Annotated in this window: 18 protein-coding genes; 8 read left to right on the forward strand and 10 right to left on the reverse strand. The window is 62.6% G+C overall.

Annotated features, from left to right (window positions below; translation table 11 throughout):
* Positions 1 to 40: 40 nt before the first annotated feature.
* The 3 genes from LJF34_RS14830 to LJF34_RS14840 are packed head-to-tail and all read right to left on the reverse strand — an operon-like array spanning position 41 to position 2,027.
* Positions 41 to 748, reverse strand: a complete 708-nt coding sequence (locus LJF34_RS14830; protein ID WP_231185936.1) for an energy-coupling factor transporter transmembrane component T — start codon at positions 746 to 748, stop codon at positions 41 to 43.
* Positions 745 to 1,443: an ABC transporter ATP-binding protein gene (locus tag LJF34_RS14835; protein WP_231185937.1), complete on the reverse strand. Its 699-nt coding sequence runs from the start codon at positions 1,441 to 1,443 to the stop codon at positions 745 to 747. The genes LJF34_RS14830 and LJF34_RS14835 overlap by 4 nt, the downstream gene beginning before the upstream one ends.
* Positions 1,440 to 2,027, reverse strand: a complete 588-nt coding sequence (locus LJF34_RS14840) for a biotin transporter BioY (RefSeq protein ID WP_231185939.1) — start codon at positions 2,025 to 2,027, stop codon at positions 1,440 to 1,442. The genes LJF34_RS14835 and LJF34_RS14840 overlap by 4 nt, the downstream gene beginning before the upstream one ends.
* A 127-nt stretch (positions 2,028 to 2,154) precedes the next feature.
* Between LJF34_RS14840 and LJF34_RS14845 the strand changes: the two genes are divergently transcribed.
* A complete protein-coding gene (locus LJF34_RS14845; RefSeq protein WP_231185941.1) occupies positions 2,155 to 2,757 on the forward strand; it encodes a conditioned medium-induced protein 4 in 603 nt (200 codons plus the stop codon).
* Positions 2,758 to 2,864: 107 nt separating this feature from the next.
* Positions 2,865 to 3,011 carry a hypothetical protein gene (locus LJF34_RS14850; RefSeq protein ID WP_231185943.1) on the forward strand — a complete coding sequence of 49 codons (147 nt, stop codon included), beginning with the start codon at positions 2,865 to 2,867 and terminating at the stop codon, positions 3,009 to 3,011.
* A 63-nt stretch (positions 3,012 to 3,074) separates the two neighbouring features.
* Here the strand turns inward: LJF34_RS14850 and LJF34_RS14855 are convergent, their stop codons facing one another.
* Positions 3,075 to 4,385: a hemolysin family protein gene (locus tag LJF34_RS14855; RefSeq protein WP_231186329.1), complete on the reverse strand. Its 1,311-nt coding sequence runs from the start codon at positions 4,383 to 4,385 to the stop codon at positions 3,075 to 3,077.
* A 198-nt stretch (positions 4,386 to 4,583) separates the two neighbouring features.
* Here LJF34_RS14855 and LJF34_RS14860 point away from each other — a divergent pair, with 198 nt between their 5' ends.
* Genes LJF34_RS14860 through LJF34_RS14870 form a run of 3 tightly spaced genes read left to right on the forward strand, consistent with a single transcriptional unit; the run spans position 4,584 to position 6,029 of the window.
* Positions 4,584 to 4,853 carry a glutathione S-transferase N-terminal domain-containing protein gene (locus LJF34_RS14860; RefSeq protein ID WP_231185945.1) on the forward strand — a complete coding sequence of 90 codons (270 nt, stop codon included), beginning with the start codon at positions 4,584 to 4,586 and terminating at the stop codon, positions 4,851 to 4,853.
* Positions 4,853 to 5,362: a redoxin domain-containing protein gene (locus tag LJF34_RS14865; protein ID WP_231185947.1), complete on the forward strand. Its 510-nt coding sequence runs from the start codon at positions 4,853 to 4,855 to the stop codon at positions 5,360 to 5,362. The genes LJF34_RS14860 and LJF34_RS14865 overlap by 1 nt, the downstream gene beginning before the upstream one ends.
* Before the next feature lie 49 nt (positions 5,363 to 5,411).
* Positions 5,412 to 6,029 (forward strand): L-threonylcarbamoyladenylate synthase, encoded by a 618-nt coding sequence (locus LJF34_RS14870; protein ID WP_231185949.1) that lies wholly within the window; start codon positions 5,412 to 5,414, stop codon positions 6,027 to 6,029.
* Here LJF34_RS14870 and LJF34_RS14875 read toward each other — a convergent pair.
* Complete coding sequence (locus LJF34_RS14875) at positions 6,012 to 6,671, reverse strand: hypothetical protein (RefSeq protein ID WP_231185951.1); 660 nt, start codon at positions 6,669 to 6,671, stop codon at positions 6,012 to 6,014. The two genes, LJF34_RS14870 and LJF34_RS14875, sit on opposite strands and share 18 nt — an antisense overlap.
* A gap of 78 nt (positions 6,672 to 6,749) precedes the next feature.
* On the opposite strand from LJF34_RS14875, the gene LJF34_RS14880 reads away from it, so the two are divergent.
* Positions 6,750 to 7,472, forward strand: a complete 723-nt coding sequence (locus tag LJF34_RS14880) for an Sjogren's syndrome/scleroderma autoantigen 1 family protein (RefSeq protein ID WP_231185953.1) — start codon at positions 6,750 to 6,752, stop codon at positions 7,470 to 7,472.
* Positions 7,473 to 7,497: 25 nt separating this feature from the next.
* Positions 7,498 to 7,890: a universal stress protein gene (locus tag LJF34_RS14885; RefSeq protein WP_231185955.1), complete on the forward strand. Its 393-nt coding sequence runs from the start codon at positions 7,498 to 7,500 to the stop codon at positions 7,888 to 7,890.
* Here LJF34_RS14885 and LJF34_RS14890 read toward each other — a convergent pair.
* Together LJF34_RS14890 and LJF34_RS14895 are read right to left on the reverse strand one after the other, a co-directional pair.
* Entirely contained in the window at positions 7,877 to 8,125 is a 249-nt protein-coding gene (locus LJF34_RS14890) for a hypothetical protein (protein ID WP_231185957.1), read from the reverse strand. The genes LJF34_RS14885 and LJF34_RS14890 overlap by 14 nt on opposite strands.
* Before the next feature lie 176 nt (positions 8,126 to 8,301).
* Positions 8,302 to 10,719 (reverse strand): DEAD/DEAH box helicase, encoded by a 2,418-nt coding sequence (locus LJF34_RS14895; protein WP_231185959.1) that lies wholly within the window; start codon positions 10,717 to 10,719, stop codon positions 8,302 to 8,304.
* 76 nt (positions 10,720 to 10,795) lie between these two features.
* Between LJF34_RS14895 and LJF34_RS14900 the strand changes: the two genes are divergently transcribed.
* Positions 10,796 to 11,032: a hypothetical protein gene (locus LJF34_RS14900; RefSeq protein WP_231185961.1), complete on the forward strand. Its 237-nt coding sequence runs from the start codon at positions 10,796 to 10,798 to the stop codon at positions 11,030 to 11,032.
* A gap of 69 nt (positions 11,033 to 11,101) precedes the next feature.
* On the opposite strand, the gene LJF34_RS14905 is transcribed toward LJF34_RS14900, so the two are convergent.
* Genes LJF34_RS14905 through LJF34_RS14915 form a run of 3 tightly spaced genes read right to left on the reverse strand, consistent with a single transcriptional unit; the run spans position 11,102 to position 14,276 of the window.
* Positions 11,102 to 11,677, reverse strand: a complete 576-nt coding sequence (locus tag LJF34_RS14905) for a dolichol kinase (protein WP_231185963.1) — start codon at positions 11,675 to 11,677, stop codon at positions 11,102 to 11,104.
* Positions 11,678 to 11,679: 2 nt separating this feature from the next.
* Positions 11,680 to 13,431, reverse strand: coding sequence for a glycine--tRNA ligase (gene glyS / locus LJF34_RS14910; protein WP_231185965.1), 1,752 nt, complete (start codon positions 13,429 to 13,431; stop codon positions 11,680 to 11,682).
* Entirely contained in the window at positions 13,428 to 14,276 is an 849-nt protein-coding gene (locus LJF34_RS14915) for a CBS domain-containing protein (protein ID WP_231185967.1), read from the reverse strand. Before LJF34_RS14915 ends, glyS begins: the two co-directional genes overlap by 4 nt.
* Positions 14,277 to 14,355: the final 79 nt, after the last annotated feature.

Genomic DNA, 14,355 nt, shown 5'->3' on the forward strand with positions numbered 1-14,355 from the left:
CCCGTCGCTGTCGTGCGAGAATGAAAAATGAGTTTGTAGTTTACACGAGCGTCCAACCGAGGAGAACGACGGTCAAAATCACGGCGGGAATGTCCGCGCTCGAAACCGCAAGACGAGGGAGGGTCGGATTCCACGCGAAACAGCGGGCGCGAAGCGCGAGCGAGAACGTGTCGGCGCGATCGAACGCCCGCGACAGTCCCGCCGCGCCGACCAGTTCCATCCGGTCGGTGAGCGGACGCTCGTCGCCGAGACGGGCGGCCATGGCGTCCCGAATCGCGCGCAAATCGGCCTGGAAGACGGGGAGGAATCGAAAAACGAAGGCGACGCCCATGCCCAGAAACTGGCCGACTCGCCCGGGGACGAGCCACTGAATCGCCGCGCGCGACTCTCGAACCGGCGTCGTGCGAACGTAGGCCGCGCTGACACAGAGGACGAGGAGGACCCGGTAACTCGCCAACGTGGGTGCAAGGGCGTCCCCCGGAACCACCCACGGCGGGCCGAGCGTGAGCGCGGCGAAGGCGGGACCGCCGACGAGGAACGGAAACAGATACTTGAACTCGCGGAGCACCCAGAGCGGCGACGTGGCCGCCCCGACGAGAACCCCCGCGACGACCAACGTCAACACGGCGAGTCCGACGGGAGTCGTCTTGTCGAGCGCGACGGCCGCGAAAACGGCCTGAAACAGGAGTTTGACGCGGGGGTCGAGTCGTTCGACGAACGCCCCCTGCGAGCGATATGCAAGCGTCATGGCGTCTCGATACCGAGGCGTGTGAGTTCGGATGCCGTCTCCGCGGGTGGCCCATCGACCGCGATTTCGCCGTCGCGAAGCGCGACCGTCCGGTCGGCGATCGACCAGACGTCCCGCAGGTCGTGGGTCACGACGATGATTCCGGTACCGTCCCCCGAGAGCGTTTCGAGGTGGGACACCACCGACTCCCGGGCCGGGCCGTCCAGTCCGGTGAACGGTTCGTCCAGCACGAGATGGTCGGGTTCCATCGCCAGCGCGCCCGCGATGGCGACGCGCTGGCACTCCCCGCCGGAGAGCGTGTCAATGCGGGCGTCGCGGCGGTTCGCCATTCCGACCGCGGACAGGGCCGTCTCCACACGGCGGTCGATTTCGTCGCGGGGGAGCCCGAGGTTCTCCGGGCCGAACGCCACGTCCGCGCCGACCGTCGCGGCAACGAAGGTGTCCCGCGGATGTTGAAACACCATTCCGACGCGGGTTCGTGCGGCCACGAGGTCGTCTTCGACCGGTGTTTCGTCGACCGACACGGTCCCTTCGTCGGGCGTGAGGAGTCCGTTGAAATGTCGGACGAGCGTCGTCTTCCCGCTCCCGTTCGGACCGGAAATCACGACGAACTCCCCGTCCGAAATCGTGAGCGATACGTCGTCGAGCGCCACCGCGTCGCCGAACCGGTGGACGAGGTTTCGCGTCGTTATCATTCCGCTTTGATGCGGTCACTCCGGACGATGCCGACCGCGGCGGCGATTTTGAGCGCCTCGAAGGGGACGAACGCCACCGCCGAGAGGGTGAACGCCTCGGCGAGCGCGTAGTTGCCGAAGTAGGAGAATCCGACGGTCCCGAAGGCGTAGATGATGGCCGTTCCGACGACCATCCCGCCGACGAGGCGGAAAACGCCGGTCCGTTTCGGGTCGCGGAGCGTCAGTCCGTCGTGGACGATTGCCCCGACGACGAACGCGGCGAAGGGGTACGAGAGGAGGTACCCGCTCGTCAGGTCACCGACGACGTTGATCAGCCCGGCGGAACCACCGACGAAGACCGGTGCGCCGACGGCACCCGCGACGAGGTAGAGGACGAGCGACGCGGACCCCCAGAGCGGTCCGAGGAAGATACCCGCGAGGAAGACGCCGAGGACTTGAAGCGTGACGGGAATCGCCGGAGCGAGGGGATTCGGGAACGAAACCTGTGCGAACGCGCCGACGATGGCGGCGAACAATGCGGTTCGTGCGATGTTCCCGACGGTTTGCTCGCCGACCAGTTCGACCGACCCGGTTTCAGTGGACATGAAACAGGTTCGCTCGTCAACCGCTATGAGAACTTCGGTTGACGGCGCTGCTTGTTTCAGCCGACGGAACGAAACTTCACGCCCTGCCCAACAGGTTTTTATAGGTACCGAGCATGAGCTACGCGCTATGGATAAGAAGACCGAGGAACTCCGTGACATGTTCCTCGATTTGACGGACGAGGAGACTGTCACGGAAAAACAGGAGGAGACGCACGGATCGCTCGGTACGGAGGAAAAAGCCGACGAGCAGCTGCTCGCCGTGGTGGCGGAGATGCGCGAGCGCTACGAGTTCGACACGACGCTCACCGACGAGGAGTTGACGACGGTGGTTCGTCGGTTCTACGCCGGGGACGAGGACGCCGAAATCGCCCGCGAACTCGGGGACGAATCCCTCGAAGAAACCGTCGGCCGTGCCCGAATCGACCTCCACCTCTTTCGGCTGTCGGACACCGAAGCGCCGTTCGAAATCGAAGCGCTTCGGACGCTCGTCAATGACGGTGTAGCGACCGCCGACTGCGCCACGGAACTCGGTGTGGAGGAGACGACCGTTCGGCGTTACCGGCGCGTCATCGAGGCGAAGGCCGAAGCACGGACCGTAAACCAGCAGTACATCAACGAGTTCGAGAACATCCTACAGGACCGAGAGATATCCGATAGAATGACAAGTGATATCCAACAGGACGGGTTGGACGACGCCACCGACGGGATGGAGACGAACGTTTCGTTCTAAACTGATTTTATTTCGTCCATTCGCGGACAGCCACGTTTTCGAGAACGAGCCGCTGCCATACCCCGCGACTCCGCGTCGGCGTTCTGAGGTCCAACTGGTACGGAAGTATGACCGCGGGCGTGCTCGGATTGGTGACGTTCTTCACGTTGCCGCTCGACCTCATCGGCACGTTCCTCATCGCGCTCGGTGAAGGACAGTTCGACCACGCGGAAGAAGAAGAGACGGTCGAAGAGGAAGTCGCGACGGTCGAATAATTCGACCCAGCATCCACCCGTACGAGGTCATTTTTATACGAAACGAAACCCGGCGAGCGACCGCTATTCCACGCCGGATTCGACGCTCTTTTCCACCGCGTTCGGTTCCGTCTCCTCGTCCAACCGGGTGAGTCTGGCTTTCATGATGCGAGTGTTTTCGACCTGTTCGACGTGGAGTCGAACCCCTTCGTAGTCGATATCCTCACCCTCTTCCACCAGTCTGCCCGCACGGTTGAAGATGAACCCGGCGATGGTTTCGAACTCCTCACCCTCGGGGAGTTCGATGTCCATGGCCTCGTTTACCTCGTCGATGTTGACCTCGCCGCGAACGATGACGGTGTCCTCGTCGATGCGCTCTATGGGCTCTTCTTCCTCCCCGTCCAGGATTTCACCGACGATCTCCTCGACCATGTCCTCCATCGTGACCAGACCCTCAGTCGTCCCGAACTCGTCGATGACGATGACCATCTGCATCCGATTTTCCCGCATTTCGGTCAGCAGTTCGTCCACGTTCTTGCTCTCGGGGACGTGAAGCGTCGGCTGAATCAGGTTGCTCAGTTTCAACCCGTCCGGCGTCGTCTCGCCGTAGTTCTTCTCGCGCACGAGGTCACGCACCGTGACGATGCCGATGACGTTGTCCAGACTCCCCTCGTAGACGGGAACGCGCTCGTGGCCCGACTGGACGAGGGTTTCGATTGCCTCGTCGATGCTCGACTCCTGCGGGACGGCGGTCATGTCGAGACGCGGCGTCATGACCTCCTTGGCGATGGTGTTGTTGAACCGGAAGATGCGCTGGAGCATCTCGCGTTCGTCCTCCTCGATGACGCCCTCGCGCTCGCCGGTCTGAATCATGTCCTGAATCTCGTCGCGAGTGACGTACGAGGTCTCGATGGCCGAGCGTCCGCCGGTGACGCGGTTGACCGCTCGCGTCAAGTAGTCGAACGTGACGACCAACGGGAGCAGGAGGTATTCGGAGTATTTGAGCGGTTTCGCGATTTTGAGCGCCCACGACTCCGTGTTCTCGACGGCGTACGATTTCGGCGCGCTCTCGCCGAACAGCAGGACGAGCGAGGTGATGCCGAACGTCGAGACGAGGACGGCGAGGCTGGGATTGTCGAGATAGATCCCCACGAGCGCCGTCGCGATGGACGACATCGCGATGTTGACGATGTTGTTGCCGACGAGAATCGTCACGAGCAGACGGTGCGGGTCGCTTTTGAGCGAGTCGACGGTCTTCGCGCCGTCCACACCCTCATCGACGAGCGCCTCCACGCGGTGTTTCGCGAGCGAGAACATCGCGATCTCGGAGGACGAAAAGAACGCCGAGAGCAAGAGGAGGAAGAGAATGCAAACGATACCACCCCAGAGGACCATTTGCCCGGTCGGGCGGATGCCAAACAGACTATTCAGTGGCGCAGTCTGTGAAAGAGCGACGAGTGTCGGGGAGAGTGCCATTCGATAACCCACCTTGACCATCAACAGGATTAACTCTTTATTCTTTTGCTGTTCGGGATTTTGGGTGAAACTGCCGAGAGCGAAGCCCTTACAGGAGTTTCACCCTAAACACCGAACATGAGTACCGAGACGACAGATCCGGCCATCACGCTGTATCGACTGCAGGCGTGTCCGTACTGCGAACGCGTGGTTCGAAAACTACAGGAGTACGACATTCCCTACCAGTCGCGGTTCATCGAACCGATGCACTCGGACCGAAACGTCGTCAAGCGTATCAGCGGCAAGCGAACCGTCCCGGCCATCGTGGACGAGAACACGGGCGTGACGATGAGCGAGAGCGCGAACATCGTCGAGTACGTCGAGAACACCTACGGAGGGGCGGAATAATGGTGGATTTCGACGTCGTGGAACTCGGCCCGGCGGACCACCCGAGCGTCGGCGAGACGGCACCGGACTTCACGCGCCCGCTCGTGGATGCCGAACTCTGGGAGAACGTCTCCCTGTCCGACATCACGGACGACGGGAAGACGCTGCTCGTCTTCTACAGCATGGACGGCGCGTTCCCCGCGACGTACGTGTGGAACGAACTGCGTGACCGCGCGTGGGACGACGCATACGACGTGCGGATAGTCGGCCTATCGATTTCGACGCCGTACGAACACAAGACCCTCATTCAGGAGCGCGGCATGGAGTACCCCCTGTTCAGCGACCCCGCGAACGACGTCGCCGAGGCGTACGGCATCGAGAACGATTTGGACGGGATGGAAGGCATCAGCGAACCGCGACCGGCGATGTTCCTGCTGGACGAAGACCGGACGGTCGAATACGCGTGGGTCGCGGCCGAGTGGCCCGACTTCCCGGACTACGACGAAGTCGAGCAGGCTCTACGGGGCTGAGGCGAGGAGAGGACGCGACGCTTTTTTCGTGTGGGCCACAACTCACGGTATGGCCGATACGAGCGACGGAACCGACGCGACCGAAACAGAACTCGACCGAGCGGCGACGGCGATTCGTGAGGGCAAACTCGTCGTGTATCCGACCGAGACGGTGTACGGTCTCGGTGCCGACGCGCTGGATTCGACGGCGATAGAGCGCGCGTTCGAGGCGAAACACAGGGCGCGCGACAAACCGGTGTCGCTCGCGGTTCCCGACGTCGAAAGCGCGAAACGCTACGCTCGTCCGATGGAACGCGAGCTGGCGTTCATGGAGGCATTTTTGCCCGGACCCGTCACCGTCCTCTGTGAGAAGCGCGACGTCGTCCCCGACGTCCTCACCGGCGGACGCTCACGCGTGGGCGTTCGGGTTCCGGACCAGTCGCTCGCGTTGGAACTCCTCGAACGGGTGTCTCCCATCACCAGCACGAGCGCCAACGTGAGCGGGCGGGCGAGTGCGACCCGCATCGAAGAGCTCGACGCGGAGATTCGTGACGCCGCGGCGGTCGTCCTCGATGGCGGCGAAACCGGAGGCACCGGAAGCACCGTCGTGAACGTGGAGCGGGGCGAAATCGTCCGTCGGGGGGAGAACGCGGACGAAATCGAGACGTGGCTAGCCGCCGAGGAGTGACCGCAGCGTCCGGGTTTTGACCCCGCACTCCGCGCGATACTCGCAGGCGTCGCATTTCGAACGATTGTGCAACCGCGGCGGCGGGCCGTCGAGCGCGCGGGCGGTTCGGAGGACGCGGCGATACGTCGCCTTTCGGCGGGTCGAAAGGCGAAGTCTGCGAACGATGCCGTGGGCAGGATACTCCACAAAGGCGTGTTCGACCGCCCGCTCGTGTTCCCACGAGAGCGCCTTCGCGGCGGCGACCGCTCGCACGCTTTGGGGTTCCCAAACGCCCGTCTCGGGTGGGGTTCCGGTGAACACCATCGACGGTATCGGGGAGTCGCCGCCGAGGACCTTGTGGACGATTCCGCGGCAGTCCTTCCCCTCGACCAGTTTCGCGCGTGTCTCGGGCGAGCGGAGACGGTCCCACGCGTCGAACTCGGTGGCGCGTTTCAGGTTCGCCCGAAACTGTGCGGGCGGGACTTCCAACGGGAGGTCCGCGAGTTCGGCATCGGACGCATCGAGGAGGCGGTCGTATTCGAACGCGAGTTGTCGCCGTTCGGCCACGATAGCCGGGATTTCGAGTTCGTCCCCTCGAAGGTAGTAGAGTTTCCGGGGACAGTACGCGGCGGTTTCGAGTTCGCTGAACGGGAGCTTCGTCACGATGGTTCTGGTCTCGGTTTGGTATATAAATCTCGGGTGAGGGAAAGGGGCAAGAGTCTGGACAGTCTCTGTCCGTTCATGAGCGATTTCGATAAGGAAGCGGAGCGGGAGAAACTCCGCCAGCAGTACGAAAACGAAAAGGAGGAGCGAAAATCGACGCAGCGGATGAGCGAACTGCTGTTGCAAGGCGCGACGATGACGGGCAAACACTGTGACACCTGTGGCGACCCGATATTCCGAATGAACGGAAACGAGTTCTGCCCGACCTGCCAAGGAGCTGGAACGAACGCGGAAGCGGCGGAAGCCGACGCATCACCGACGGAGCAGTCGGGGAACGAAGCGGCCACTGGCACCGAAACCGAGGCCGCCGCCGAGGCGACCGAAATTCCGGTCGAGTCGGGCGATGAATCCGGAACGGACGCACGAGCGGAAACGGCAGGGGCGGCACGGGCAAGGTCGGGAGAGGCAAGGTCGAGGCAGACGGGGGAACCCGCGCGTGTACAGCGGCCGAACCCACCGCAGAGCGTGCCGCGTCAATCCCGGCGTACACCGCCGAGTCAGACGGAGGATGCGAATCGGAGTGAGCGGGCACAGCAACCGGAGACGCGGGCGATGAAAGAGGGAGGACAGGGTGGACGAACTGGCGACCTTTCGGTCGCGCGCGAGTCGTTGGTTCGGAAACTGACCACGCTCGCACAGGAAGCCGAGGAGACGAACGACGTCGGTCACTCGCGCGAACTGCTGGCCGCGACGCGGGAGGCGGCGGAGGCGCTCGCCGCGCTGGACCGAGCGAACCGTTAAGCCGAAACCGCTCGACAGTCATCCCATGGACGTACTGGTCCCTATCGACGGCACCGAGGGCAGTTTCCGGGCACTCACGTTCGCGGCGGAGTTCGCCCGGAACTTCGACGCGACGCTGCACGTCGTACATTTTTCCGACGAAGCGACGCCGGCGACTGACGAGATACTCGAACGTGCCCGTGAGGTGCTCGAATCGGCAGATATCGAGTCGAACCCGGAGCTATCGACCGACATGCAACTGGAGTTTCGACCGGCGGAGCGAGTCGGGGAAAACATCCTCGAACTCGTGGAAGAAAACGACTACGACCACGTCATCATGAGTCATCGCGGGTCGGGGACGATAGAACGGGCGATTCTCGGGAGCGCCGCACAGACGATCGTCCGCGCCGAAGCGGTCCCGGTGACTATCGTTCCGTGACCGATCGGGGTTTCACGTCGGCGTCTCGCTTCCCCGATAGGTCGAACCAATGCAGTGCGAAGGCGAAGTCCGGGTTAAAGTCCGACGGGAACGCCCTCTGCGTCACGTCGTGTTGTGGTTCGCCGTACAGTTCCAGTTCGCTGGTCGATGGCTCGGTCTCGTGCTGCGGCTTTCCGTACCGGTACTCGACTTCCCACTGTTCCTCGTCATCCTGCCTCGTGAGGCGGGGTAACATAGTTTACTCTCATCCGGGTAAACAGCAGGAGAGGATTTAACGTGGGTCGACCGTTCACCCCGTTTATGCACCGTCATCGGCGTCATACGATCTTCAAACGGCACAATATAGGCCGCGATGACTGATCGTGTGTGATTGGATACCATACAGCACCCCCGTGTCCCGGTAAGCACTCCTTACGAGTCGTACTCGCTTCCGATGATCTCACGGATTCTGTCGGCGGTTATCTCGCCGACCCCTTCGGTCTCCATAAGGTCGTCTTTCGATGCGGTCATGACCGCCTGAACCGTTCCGAATTCGGAGAGCAACGCCCGAGCGGTGACCGGCCCGATGTCCGCGATGGAGGCGACGACGTACTCCTGCTGTTCGGAAAGCGTCTTCGCGTGTTTGTCGCCGTGGACCGAGATTTCCCGTTCGGAGACCTCCTGTTCGCGGGTGGCGATGACTTCGAGCAGGTCGGTCGTGTCCTTCTCGTCCTCGGTTCGGAGGACGCTCGCGCCGAAATCGACCGCGAGGGACGAAATCGCGCCCCGAATCGCGTTCGGATGGATGTTTCGCTCCTCGTAGAGGCCGTCGCCTTCGATGATGACGACCGGACGGGCGTAGTGACGGTTGATATCGCCCACTTGCTCGAACATCGAACGGTCGCTCCCGACGAGCGTATCGAGGAAGTCGCTCACCGATTTCCGCTCGACTGCGACTCGGTCGCTCAAAACGTAGTCACCGACCGCGAGCGTTTCGAGTCGGACATCGACGCCCTCCCGAGCGGAGAGGTCGCGGGCGATGTTGGCGTCGAGTTCGCGCTGGTCGGCGACGATTTCGACGGCGTCGGAGTTCTCGCGCTTGCGCGCCGTCGCCACGACGCCGTCCGATTCTGCCGTGCCGTCATCCGTATCCTCGTCCTCGGTATCGCCCGCGTCGTCCGCCGCTTCCGTGTCGAACTCCTGTAATCCGTGGCTCACCTCGCGTTTCGTCCCGCCGTCCGCATCGCCGAACGACCCGAGCGTCTGCTGTGAATCGTCGAGTTCCTCCTCGACTTCCTTGGCGACGCCCTTGAGTTTTCGTAGCTCCTCTTCCATCTCGTCCTCGCGGCGCTTGGAAATCCAGAAGTACGCCTCGTCGCGGGTATCCTCGGCGAGGAGGACGACGACTTGGCCCTGTGCCTGTCGCCCGGTTCGGCCCTTGCGCTGAATCGACCGCACCGCCGTCGGGACGGGTTCGTAGAAGAGTACCAAATCGACTTCCGGGACGTCCAATCCCTCCTCGGCGACGGAGGTGGAGACGAGTACCTCGAACTCGCCCGCCCGAAAGTTGTCGAGGGTTTCCTGCTGTTCCTTCTGAGTCATCCCGTCGCTGCCGTCCTTGTCGCCCTGCCCGACGAACCGCCGGGCGGTCAACTGGTTCCCGAGTTCGTCGTTGAAGAAGTCCGTCAACGTCTCGGCCGTGTCGCGCGATTCGGTGAAGACGATGATGCGCTCGCCGCCGTTTAGGCCCAACGTTTCAGCGACGTAGGTCCTGACCTTCCGGAACTTCGGATGCCGACCCTCGTACTGCACCGCCTTCCGCATCGCCTCCTGCACCTTCGGTTCCGAAACCATGCGTTGGCTCGCCTTCGACGCGCCGGACGAGCGGGCCGAGTTACGCTGGCGCTCGAAGTACCGGCGGAGGGATTCGACGCTCTGGGTTTCCGCGAGTTCGACCGCCCGGCGGAGTTTCATCACCTCCGCGTGTGCGGACATCCCCTTGTACCCCTCCGACTGGTCGTTGTCGATGAGTTTCTGTAACTGCCCGCGCACCTTGTTCAGGTCCTTCTGCGAGACGTCCGGGCGCGTCGTGTTGATGACGCCGAGGCTCTTCAGGCGCTCCAATCGGTCCGAGATGACCTCGTTCAACGCGTCCCGAATCTCGACGATTTCGTCGGGCAGTTGCACGCGAACCCACTCGACTTCGGTGTCGTGGGTGTACGTCGAAACGTCGCTGTCTTCCTCGGTCATCACCTCGACTTCGTGCATCCCCAAGTTCTCACAGACCTCCAAAATCGACTCCTTGTCTCCCCCCGGCGACGCGCTCATCCCCGTGACGAGCGGGTCGTTCGCGTCCGCGTGATAGCGTTCCGCGATGTAGTTATACGCGTAATCACCGGTCGCGCGGTGACACTCGTCGAAGGTGACGTGCGTCACCGGCCCGAGGTCGATGCGCCCGCCCACGATGTCGTTTTCCACGACCTGCGGCGTGGCGATGATGACTTTCGACGATTTCCAAAGCTCCGAGCGCTCGGCGGGTCGAACCTCGCCGGTGAACACGACGATCTCCTCGTCCGGAATCGAGAGCGCTTCCCGGTAGAAGTCGGCGTGCTGGTTCACCAGCGGTTTCGTCGGCGCGAGGAGGAGCGATTTCCCGCCCACGTCGTCGAACCGTTCGGCCGTGACGAGCAGGCTAACAGTCGTCTTTCCCAGTCCGGTCGGGAGACAGACGAGCGTGTGGTCGTTCCGCGCGGTTCCGGCGAGTTGAATCTGATAGAGTCGCCGCTCGATGAACGAGGGCGAGAGATAGGGATGTTCCACGTAGTTCGTTGCAGCGTCCGTGGTCGCCATTCGTCGTGAGTTTGGTCGTCATTCGGTTAAAGGATTCGTGTGGCGGAGTGAAAGTGGAGCGCGACCGAGGATATTCGTGATAACCACACCCATAACATCAATAATTCAAATGCTGATTTTCATATTATCCGTCATTGTGTTGTCCAATATGATCTTAGATTTTAGAGATGGAGTTACTATTGCCGTTGCTTCGTTCGGGTTCCTCCTCGGCTCACTCGTCGGCTTCGCTCTCCAGTCCAACAACGTTGTTCTTTGGCAAATATCTGGGATCGTCCTCGGTGCCGCGTTTGCCGCGTATTTTCTTTCCGAATGATATTTCGAACTCCGAGTCAACACAGTAGCGGACTTCGAGTGGGTGTGATGGTCGGGCTATCGACCGTCGCTAGACCACCGCAGGCAGATACCGCAACGCGACGAAAATCGCCACGGCGGCACCGATGGGAATCGTGAGGTTGTCGTCGATGACGTAGCCCGCGATGACGGGTTTCACGCCGTCCGCGAGCGTCGCGGCGACCGCGCCGAGAATCGCGGCGGGCAGCGGAAGTCCCAGAACGGACGCGATGAGGACACAGACGGCGAACGTCACCAACAGGGTGTGAACCGCCTTGACGCCGAGTTCGCCCGACCCGATGAGGCCGCTGATAGGGTCGGCGATGGTCAGCATGAGCATCGCTGGGATGGCGATTCGCGGTTCGAACACCCACGCCGTCGCGGTCATGCCGAAGAAGTAGAGGGCGTAGCCCGCGAGGTTATCCTGTTCGTAACTCCGCGTGAGTTCGTCGTAAATCTGCCAGTCCAAGCCGACGAGCAGGCGGATGATTTCGAGGACGAGCGCGACCGCGGAACCGAGGAGGAGAAGCCAGCGCAACTGCTCCCACTTCAACAGACCCAACAGGTACAGCGCCGGAAGTCCGGTCCCGCTGACGTGTACCAGTCTGCGCTTGACTTCACCCGACACGGCTACCGGTTCCGGAGCGGCGTACTCGCGAGGTCTTCGAACGAGATGTCGCCGTCCTTGAGCGACGACAGCAGGTCCGGCAGGTCGGCGATATCGACGCGAACCTGCTCGGTCGAATCGCGTTCGCGGAGCGTCACCGTGTCGTCCTCCACGCCTTCGTAATCGACGGTGACGCAGAACGGCGTGCCGACTTCGTCCTGTCGTCGGTACCGACGGCCGATGTTGCCCGACTCGTCGTAGGTCACGTCGAGGCCGTTCGTTCGGAGTTCGGTCGCGATTTCGTGAGCTTTCTCGCCCATACCGTCCTTGTCCATGAGCGGGAAGACGCCGACGGTCGTCGGCGCGATTTCGGAATCGAGCGACAACCGCGTCCGCGTCTCGCCCTCGACTTCGTCCGTCTCGTAGGCGTGGTCCAACACGGTGTAGAGCACCCGACCGACGCCGATGGACGGTTCGACGACGTGCGGCGTGATGTGTTCGCCCGACTCCTTTACCTCCTCGACGCTGAAACCGGTCTTTTCCACGGGGACGGTGTACGATTCACCGTCGGCTTCGACCGTCACATCGTCGCCGTCGAACGCGGTTCGGTCGCGTTCCGCGAGGGTCTGGAGCGCCTCGGCGATGTCGGCGGCCGCGCCGCCGAACTCGGGACCGAGATAACTCATGTCGGGTTCGACCACCGCTCGTTCGACCACTTTCGGTTCGTCGTACTGCCGGAAGACCGTGAAGTCCTCGTCGGAGTGTTCGCCGTGGTTCGACAGGTCGTAGTCGCTCCGGTAGGAGTAGCCCGAGATCTCTATCCAGTCGCCGTCGATTTCGGCTTCGGCGTCCCAACAGTCGCTCGCGTAGTGGGCGCGTTCGCCCGAGAGGTGTTGGCGGAAGCGGAAGCGGTCCATGTCCACGCCGATTCGTTCGTACCACTCCTGACCGACGCCGAGGTAGTAGGCGACCCAGTCGCTGCCGATGATGCCCTCGTCCACTGCCTCGCCGATGGTGGTGTGGAGGTACTCGCCGTCCGCGTCGTGCTGCGCGGGGGCGGAGTACAGCGTCACCTCGACGTCCTCGACCAGATGGAGCGGCGGTTCGTCCGTCTCGGGGTCGATGAACTGTTCGAGTTCGGCCTGCGTGAACTCGCGGACGCGGATGATGGACCGCCGCGGACTGATTTCGTTCCGGTAGGCTGGGCCGATTTGCGTGATGCCGAACGGGAGTTGGTTGCGGGCGTACTCCTTGAGTCGCGGGAACTCCACGAAGATACCCTGTGCCGTCTCCGGACGCAGGTAGCCGGGGTGGCCCGAACCGGGACCGATGTCCGTCGAGAACATGAGGTTGAAATCCTCGACCGGTTCGCCCGCGAGCGGGGTGTCACAGTTCGGACAGCGAAGGTCGTTGTCGGCGATGAGGTCGCCAACTTCGTCCAACGGAAGCGCTTCGGCGTCCTCGATGTCCGTGTTGTCCTCGATGAGGTGGTCGGCGCGGTGGCTCTCGCCGCACTCGGGGCATTCGACCAGCATGTCGTCGAAGCCATCGAGGTGGCCCGACGCCTCGAAGACGGGTTCGGGCATCACCGTCGGCGCTTCGATTTCCCGGTGGCCCTCCTGTATCTGAAACCGGTCGCGCCACGAGTCCTCGATGTTCCGCTTCAGCGCGGCACCCTGTGGACCGTAAACGTAGAAGCCAGACACGCCGCCGTAGGCTTCCGAGGACTGGAAGAAAAACCCGCGTCGTTTGGCGAGTTCGACCAAATCGGTCATTCGAGCGCCTCCAGCAGGTTCACGTCGCGCACGATGCCGACGAGCAGGTCGCCGCTGACGAGGGGTACCTGTTCGATGTCGTTCGTCAGCATCATCTGTGCGACCTCGCGCGCGGTCTTGTTCTTCGAGACCGTCACCACGTTTTCGGTCATGAACTCGCTGACGGGGGCGGACGGAATCTGGACGTTCCGCGTGGGAATGTAGCTGTTTCCGACCGATTTGATTCCCTCCCACATCCACGCGTCGTCCTCGTTCGCGATACTGCCCCCGGTGTCGTCCTCGCCTTCGACGACCTCCGCGACTTCGATGATATCGACTTCGGTGAGGATACCCGTCATCTCGCCGTCGTCGCCGAGCGTGACGGCGTAGGGGACGTTCGCGTAGTAGATTTCGCGTTCGGCGACGGTCAGCGGCGTCTCGGCGTAACACGTGTTCACGTCGGGGCTCGCGAGTTCGCCGACCTTCGTGTCGCCGTCGGCTTCCCCCTCGGCGATGGCGCGAACCACGTCCGTCACCGTGACGATTCCTTCGAGTTCACCGTCGACGACCGGGACGCGGCGGATTCGTTCGTCCAACATCAGGGCGGCGGCGTCCTCGATGGAGGTGTCCTGCGTCGTCGTCGCCACGTCCCGCATGAGCATGGCGAGTTGGTCCTCGTCGGGGTGTTCGATGAGGTCATCACGCGAGATGAGACCGCGGTACTGCTCGCCGTCGTCGGTCTGTTTGACGACCGGCACGGAGGAAAACGAGCGTTCCTGCAAGTATTCGAGCACGTCGTCGCGCGTGCCCGGAAGCTCGACAGTAACGACGTCTGACCGGGGTGTCATCGCTTCGGCAACGTTCATATCCGCGGGATACGGTTTCACCCTTCTTGTACCCTACGAACCGCGGGGGGTGGAAAAACGAGCGAACGGCGGGGAAATC

The organism is Haladaptatus sp. DYF46 (genome assembly GCF_021083305.1).
In the GTDB taxonomy this organism is placed as follows: Archaea; Halobacteriota; Halobacteria; order Halobacteriales; family Haladaptataceae; genus Haladaptatus.

What these genes read in the sequence shown, in the direction of transcription:
- LJF34_RS14830 (WP_231185936.1), bottom strand. Translation starts at nt 748, where the DNA reads ATGACGCTTGCATATCGCTCGCAGGGGGCGTTCGTCGAACGACTCGAC.
- LJF34_RS14835 (WP_231185937.1), bottom strand. Translation starts at nt 1,443, where the DNA reads ATGATAACGACGCGAAACCTCGTCCACCGGTTCGGCGACGCGGTGGCG.
- LJF34_RS14840 (WP_231185939.1), bottom strand. Translation starts at nt 2,027, where the DNA reads ATGTCCACTGAAACCGGGTCGGTCGAACTGGTCGGCGAGCAAACCGTC.
- LJF34_RS14845 (WP_231185941.1), top strand. Translation starts at nt 2,155, where the DNA reads ATGGATAAGAAGACCGAGGAACTCCGTGACATGTTCCTCGATTTGACG.
- LJF34_RS14850 (WP_231185943.1), top strand. Translation starts at nt 2,865, where the DNA reads ATGACCGCGGGCGTGCTCGGATTGGTGACGTTCTTCACGTTGCCGCTC.
- LJF34_RS14855 (WP_231186329.1), bottom strand. Translation starts at nt 4,385, where the DNA reads ATGGTCCTCTGGGGTGGTATCGTTTGCATTCTCTTCCTCCTCTTGCTC.
- LJF34_RS14860 (WP_231185945.1), top strand. Translation starts at nt 4,584, where the DNA reads ATGAGTACCGAGACGACAGATCCGGCCATCACGCTGTATCGACTGCAG.
- LJF34_RS14865 (WP_231185947.1), top strand. Translation starts at nt 4,853, where the DNA reads ATGGTGGATTTCGACGTCGTGGAACTCGGCCCGGCGGACCACCCGAGC.
- LJF34_RS14870 (WP_231185949.1), top strand. Translation starts at nt 5,412, where the DNA reads ATGGCCGATACGAGCGACGGAACCGACGCGACCGAAACAGAACTCGAC.
- LJF34_RS14880 (WP_231185953.1), top strand. Translation starts at nt 6,750, where the DNA reads ATGAGCGATTTCGATAAGGAAGCGGAGCGGGAGAAACTCCGCCAGCAG.
- LJF34_RS14885 (WP_231185955.1), top strand. Translation starts at nt 7,498, where the DNA reads ATGGACGTACTGGTCCCTATCGACGGCACCGAGGGCAGTTTCCGGGCA.
- LJF34_RS14890 (WP_231185957.1), bottom strand. Translation starts at nt 8,125, where the DNA reads ATGTTACCCCGCCTCACGAGGCAGGATGACGAGGAACAGTGGGAAGTC.
- LJF34_RS14895 (WP_231185959.1), bottom strand. Translation starts at nt 10,719, where the DNA reads ATGGCGACCACGGACGCTGCAACGAACTACGTGGAACATCCCTATCTC.
- glyS (WP_231185965.1), bottom strand. Translation starts at nt 13,431, where the DNA reads ATGACCGATTTGGTCGAACTCGCCAAACGACGCGGGTTTTTCTTCCAG.
- LJF34_RS14915 (WP_231185967.1), bottom strand. Translation starts at nt 14,276, where the DNA reads ATGAACGTTGCCGAAGCGATGACACCCCGGTCAGACGTCGTTACTGTC.